A 5,815-nucleotide genomic window follows, 5' to 3' on the forward strand; every position below is an offset into this window, starting at 1 on the left:
GGTTTATACCGCGTTCCCGAAAGGCGCCTTCATCCATGGCCAGGTGCCAGGGTAAATTAAAGTGTTCCGGCACCCCTGCAATTTCTATTTTTCGATTCATAACACTTAGGGAGGGTTTAGGCTGTTGTGGTTAGATTCCTCAACGTTGTTCGAATCATATGATCTACGGCTGATGCCGGGTCTGAACTAAAGGTGCCCGTCATTCGATTGGCCAGAATGCAGTTTACCGAGGCGGCTTTGTGACCCATAAGGCGTGCCAGCCCAAATATTCCCGCAGTTTCCATTTCCATGTTTGTAATCCTGAGATCCCGGTGACGAAAAGCACTCAGTATTTCACTCAAGTTCGGTTGCTCTGGTATTAAGCGGAGGGATCTCCCCTGGGGGGCATAGAAACCAGGATTGGTCGCAGTAAAGCCCCGGATCATTTCCTCGGAGTTCAGGTGGTCACAAAGTTCGGGATTTGCCCCTACGACATAAGGGATGGCCTTAAACACTGACCAGTCGCTATATTCCACAAAAGCAAATTGTACATCGGCAACCTGTATCTTTTCGCTTTCGTAAAAATGGAGTAATCCGTCAAAACCTATGGCGAGATCGCTTAAAACAAGGGCGTCGATAGGGATGTCCGCCTGAAGGGCGCCAGAGGTACCCAACCGGATCAGGTTCAGGGCTTTCAGTGTACTGCGCACCTCCCGCTGTTGAAAATCAATATTCACCAGGGCATCCAGCTCATTGAGGACAATATCGATATTGTCTGTTCCAATACCCGTGGAGACAACGCTAATCCGAAGACCGTTGAAGGTCCCCGTATGGGTGATGAATTCCCTTTTGGATTTTTTGAGCTCTATATGATCAAAATATTGGGACACCCTGGGAACACGATCAGGGTCTCCAACCAGGAGTACGGTAGGAGCGAGGTCTTCAGGATGGAGATTAAGGTGGTAAATGGACTGATCCGGGTTCAGGATCAACTCAGAGGCCTTAAGGGACATGTCAGAGTTTTAAGATCCTTCCCGCTTCGGAATTATAGAGATAGTTGTATTTCAGGGCACCGCCCAAATAGGCTTCCGTATCCCGGAGGGTTGCGTAGTAGTTGTCTTTATTTTCCAGGATCTCCTTGCCCTTTTTACTAAGGCGTACCGGATTAAACGAATGAAATAAAGGTCGGAGGTTTTTAAGGATTCTCTGGTATTGCGTATCGCCGAAGCCATACCATCCCTGATCCTGGAGTAAGGCGCCCATCAGGGCCTTTTTCGAGGAGGATTTACCTTCAGCAGCCACCTGCAGCACTCTGTTTTCTATTTCATTCAACCCATTTTTGATGGCCGGGAAACGACGCAGGTGGGCTTTAAGGGCGTCCTCGAGATAATTGAACTGATATAACTCAAAATCGGAGAGGTTCTCAAGGCGTATCGGGTTATCGCTGCAATACAACTGCCAGACATAATCTGCGTATTCAATGTCATTCTGGCTCAGGGCTACCCGAGAATTAAAATGCTCCTGAATCTGGTCGTCAGTTAATTCGTTCAATCCATAAAGCCGACTCGAATCATCTTCATATCCGGAACACACCAGGGATATTTGAACGTGTCTGCGATGGGTTTTGAGCCAACTGATAACCGCCAACATATTGATTTGACAAAACAAATCATACTCGAACCAGAGGATTATCTCATCCTGCTGCTTATGGTTGCAAAGGCTGCGGTATTCTTTGAGGGTCTTTTCGACAAACCAGGATTTACTGATGTTGTAATTCTTGTGTAGAAATTCGAACCTGGTTTTCCAGAATGCCTCACTTCCCACGGAGGTTTCTGTTTTTCCTTCACACAGCATTTCCCTCCAGGTAATTATTTCCCCTTTAAATTTCAGTTTTTTCAACCTTTGGGTGAAAGAATCTCCGTTGGTAATATGCAGCTGGGAACTCATGTGGGCATAGTTGTTTGACTTCTAATCTTTAAATGTAGCATTTAATCGAAAAAAAAGAAAATAATTAACAGATTGACGCAACCTCTTTTCAATTTAACCACCCACGCGTTTGACACGAAAACCCAGGTCCTTTAAATATTCCATTATCTCCTTCCGGTAGTCCCCCTGAATGAGGATGGTGTCGTTTTTTGCAGAACCTCCCACACCCAGGTGGGTTTTCAGGCCTTTGGCCAATTCCCTGAAGTCCTCTTTGTCTCCCGTATACCCGTCCAAAATAGTGACGGGCTTCCCTTTTCGTTTCTCGTATTTGCACACGATTGGCGCCTCCTGAATCCATAAAGCACGTTCGGAATCCTTAACAGAATCCTCCTCATTTGGAACTTCATGGTCCGGAAAGAGGTTTTTGAGTTGGTCTTTTAAATCCATGCAGCGGGTGGGTTAGTGGATCAGGGTGAATTTATTTTTTCACGAGCCCCAGCTCAATTAAACGTTCATGAAGGTAGGCTCCTGCTGTAATATCTTCAAAACCTTTTGGGTTGTCCTTGCCTATACAATTCGGAAGGCAATTCAAAGGCATAGAGCTGATCGGGTGCATGAAAAAGGGAATGGAGTACCTCGAGCTGCCCCAGGCCTCCCTTGGTGGGTTCACCACCCTGTGTATGGTCGATTTCAGGCGATTGTTCGAAAGGCGGGAAAGCATGTCGCCCACATTGATCATGAGCTCATCGGGCTGGGCAATAGCGTCGATCCATTCGCCCTGATGATTTTGAACCTGAAGTCCCTTTCCGTGAGCCCCCATTAAGAGTGTAATCAGGTTGATGTCGCCGTGGGCTGCAGCCCTGACAGCATTTTTTGGTTCTTGTGTGATAGGGGGGTAGTGAATCGGTCGCAGAATGGAATTTCCGTTTTGAACATAGGCATCAAAATACGTTTCTTCGAGCCCTAGATGCAGCGCCAAAGCCCTCAAGACATAGATCGCTGTTTTTTCGAGCATTTGATAGGCTGTTTTGCCAACGGCATTGAATTCAGGCAGTTCAGTCACTTCGATGTTCTCGGGATATTCAGCCGCCCAGGGTGAACCTGCCGGGAGGTATTGTCCAAAGTGCCAGAATTCCTTCAGGTCTCCTTCCTTTCTGCCCTTGGCGTGTTCTTTACCAAAGGACGTGTAGCCCCTTTGCCCGCCAATCCCTTCTATCTCATACTTCTGCTTTACTTCCTGCGGTAATTGAAAAAAGCGCTTTATTTCCGAATAGAGTTCGCTCACTAGTTCTTCAGAGAGGAAATGACCCTTTAGGGCAACAAAACCAATATCCTCAAAGGCCCCGCCGATACGATTGACAAATGCGGATTTCCGCCTGGGGTCTTCGGAGGTAAACTCCCGCATATCAACACTGGGTATTTCGTTCATGTCCAAACGCTTTAAATGAGATTCAAAGTTACTAATTATTGGTCCTTCTCAACTTCGATTCCTTAGATTTGTCTTTCAATGCCAATAACGCAAAGACACGTTTGTTTTATGGATTTTAAATCGCATCAGATTTCTGAAACCACCCAGTTAAGGCTGTTCAAGGATATGCTGCTCTCCCGACTGATCGAAGAGAAAATGCTCATCCTGCTCCGGCAGGGCAAAATTTCCAAGTGGTTCAGCGGTATCGGGCAGGAAGCTGTAGCCGTGGGGCTTACAGCGAGTTTGGATGAAGACGAGTTTATCCTGCCCATGCACCGGAATCTGGGGGTTTTTACCGGGAGAAACATTCCCTTGTACAGGCTTTTTTCCCAGTGGCAGGGCAAACTAAGTGGGTTTACTAACGGAAGGGATCGCAGTTTCCATTTCGGATCTAAAGAGCACCATATCGTGGGAATGATTTCACATTTGGGGCCTCAGTTAGGGGTAGCCAATGGGATAGCCCTGAGTCATTTGCTCAGGGGAGATAAAAAAGTTACAGCTGTCTTCACCGGGGAAGGTGCAACCAGCGAGGGGGATTTTCACGAAGCCCTCAATATTGCTGCCGTTTGGGACTTACCGGTGCTTTTTTGTATTGAAAACAACGGATACGGATTATCTACGCCCACGGCGGAGCAGTATCGCTGTGAGAATTTGGCCGATAAAGGCCCCGGATATGGTATGGAATCCCATATTGTGGACGGGAATAACGTATTGGAGGTTTACTCTAAAGTCAGTGAACTCGCGGCTGACTTGAGGGATCATCCCCGTCCGGTCCTTCTTGAATTTAAGACATTCCGGATGCGGGGGCATGAGGAAGCCAGCGGCACAAAATACGTCCCCCAAAACCTGATGGACCATTGGGCGGCCAAAGATCCCCTGGAAAACTATACCCAGTACCTCAGGGAGGCCGGTATTCTCAGTGAGGCCCTCGAGGTAGCTTATAAAACGGAAATAGCGCACCGCATCAACGACCACCTGGAAAAGGCCTTTTCGGAAGACCCTGTTGTTTTTGATGAAACTAAAGAATTAAATGATGTGTACTATAAATATGATTATAAGCATATTGAAAAAAATATTGAAGTTAAGAACATTCGCCTGGTAGATGCCATTTCAGAGGGCTTAAACTTGTCAATGGCGCGCCATAGCAACCTGATCCTTATGGGACAGGATATTGCGGAATATGGAGGTGTTTTTAAGGTGACAGAAGGGTTCCTCGAAACATATGGAAAAGAGCGTGTACGCAATACGCCCATATGCGAATCCGCTATCGTTTCCACGGCTATGGGATTGGCCATAAACGGCATGAAGGCGGTCGTGGAGATGCAGTTCAGTGATTTTGTGAGTTCCGGATTCAATCCGATAGTCAATTATTTGGCGAAGGTACATTACCGATGGGGGCAACCTGCCGATGTTGTGATCCGGATGCCTTGCGGCGCTGGGGTAGGGGCAGGACCCTTTCACTCCCAGACCAACGAAGCCTGGTTTACCAAAGTTCCGGGACTCAAAGTCGCCTATCCGGCATTCCCGGAGGATGCCAAAGGGCTTTTGGCCACCGCTATAAACGATCCGAACCCGGTGCTATTTTTTGAACATAAGGGCCTGTATCGCAGTGTTTACGGGGATGTTCCGGAAGGGTATTACACCATACCTTTTGGTAAGGCAGCACAACTGCGGGAGGGCAACAGATTGTCTTTAATCACCTATGGAGCGGGTGTGCACTGGGCCCTGGAAGCTTTAGATGAAATGGGCCTGACCGACGTAGACCTTCTGGATTTACGAACCCTCTGCCCTCTGGACCTGGAGGCGGTCTTCCGGAGCGTTCGCAAAACCGGGAAAGTCCTGTTGCTTCAGGAAGACACATTGTTCGGAGGGGTTATGGCAGATGTGGCCGCCCAAATCGGGGAACACTGTTTTGAATCCCTCGATGCTCCTGTTAAAAGGGTGGGAAGCCTGGAGATGCCCGTGCCTTTTGCACGTAGCCTGGAGGCCGGATTCCTGCCGCAATCCCGCCTGAGGTCGGCCCTGGAGGAATTGTGGGCCTATTAAAATTGCGGCTTGATTTTAAGAATTGCTATACGGATTGAAGAATGAACTCCTCTGAAATTATCATTGTAGGCGGCGGATTGGCAGGCCTCACAGCTGCACGCCAACTGGCTGCTATGGGAAGGGGAGTGGTAGTATTTGAGAAACAAAAGTTGCCCAACCATAAAGTATGCGGCGAATACCTGAGTAAAGAGGTTGTGCCTTATCTGAAAAAGTCCGGCGTGGAACTGGACGATGCCCCCCATATCGACCGGCTCGTGTTGAGCAGTCCAAAGGGCAAAAGCCTGAACTGCCCCTTACCTTTGGGCGGCATCGGCATCAGCAGGTATGCCCTGGATTACCGCCTGTTTAAGGCCGCGGAAAAGGCCGGGGTATTATTCGTATGGCAATCCGCAGAGG

The 5,815-nt window shown here is 48.2% G+C and carries 6 protein-coding genes and 1 pseudogene; 2 read left to right on the forward strand and 5 right to left on the reverse strand.

All coding sequences use genetic code 11. From position 1 onward, the window contains the following. From WBV75_RS10675 to WBV75_RS10695, 5 genes and pseudogenes are all read right to left on the reverse strand, one after another. Window positions 1–100, reverse strand: a pseudogene (locus WBV75_RS10675) (ABC transporter substrate-binding protein); the annotation flags it as partial. A gap of 16 nt (window positions 101–116) precedes the next feature. Continuing rightward, window positions 117–992 carry a nucleoside phosphorylase gene (locus WBV75_RS10680; protein ID WP_424120595.1) on the reverse strand — a complete coding sequence of 292 codons (876 nt, stop codon included), beginning with the start codon at window positions 990–992 and terminating at the stop codon, window positions 117–119. Window position 993: 1 nt separating this feature from the next. Then, a complete protein-coding gene (locus WBV75_RS10685; RefSeq protein ID WP_424120596.1) occupies window positions 994–1,926 on the reverse strand; it encodes a DUF1835 domain-containing protein in 933 nt (310 codons plus the stop codon). Between the two features lie 93 nt (window positions 1,927–2,019). Then, window positions 2,020–2,352, reverse strand: a complete 333-nt coding sequence (locus WBV75_RS10690; protein ID WP_424120597.1) for a translation initiation factor — start codon at window positions 2,350–2,352, stop codon at window positions 2,020–2,022. Window positions 2,353–2,383: 31 nt separating this feature from the next. Continuing rightward, entirely contained in the window at window positions 2,384–3,334 is a 951-nt protein-coding gene (locus WBV75_RS10695; protein ID WP_424120598.1) for an isopenicillin N synthase family dioxygenase, read from the reverse strand. 108 nt (window positions 3,335–3,442) lie between these two features. On the opposite strand from WBV75_RS10695, the gene WBV75_RS10700 reads away from it, so the two are divergent. Beyond that, complete coding sequence (locus WBV75_RS10700; RefSeq protein ID WP_424120599.1) at window positions 3,443–5,419, forward strand: alpha-ketoacid dehydrogenase subunit alpha/beta; 1,977 nt, start codon at window positions 3,443–3,445, stop codon at window positions 5,417–5,419. Window positions 5,420–5,460: 41 nt separating this feature from the next. Then, window positions 5,461–5,815, forward strand: a 355-nt coding sequence (locus WBV75_RS10705) for an NAD(P)/FAD-dependent oxidoreductase (RefSeq protein WP_424120600.1), incomplete at its 3' end; no start/stop codon positions are given.

Source organism: Robiginitalea sp., from assembly GCF_049588695.1.
GTDB lineage: Bacteria > Bacteroidota > Bacteroidia > Flavobacteriales > Flavobacteriaceae > Robiginitalea.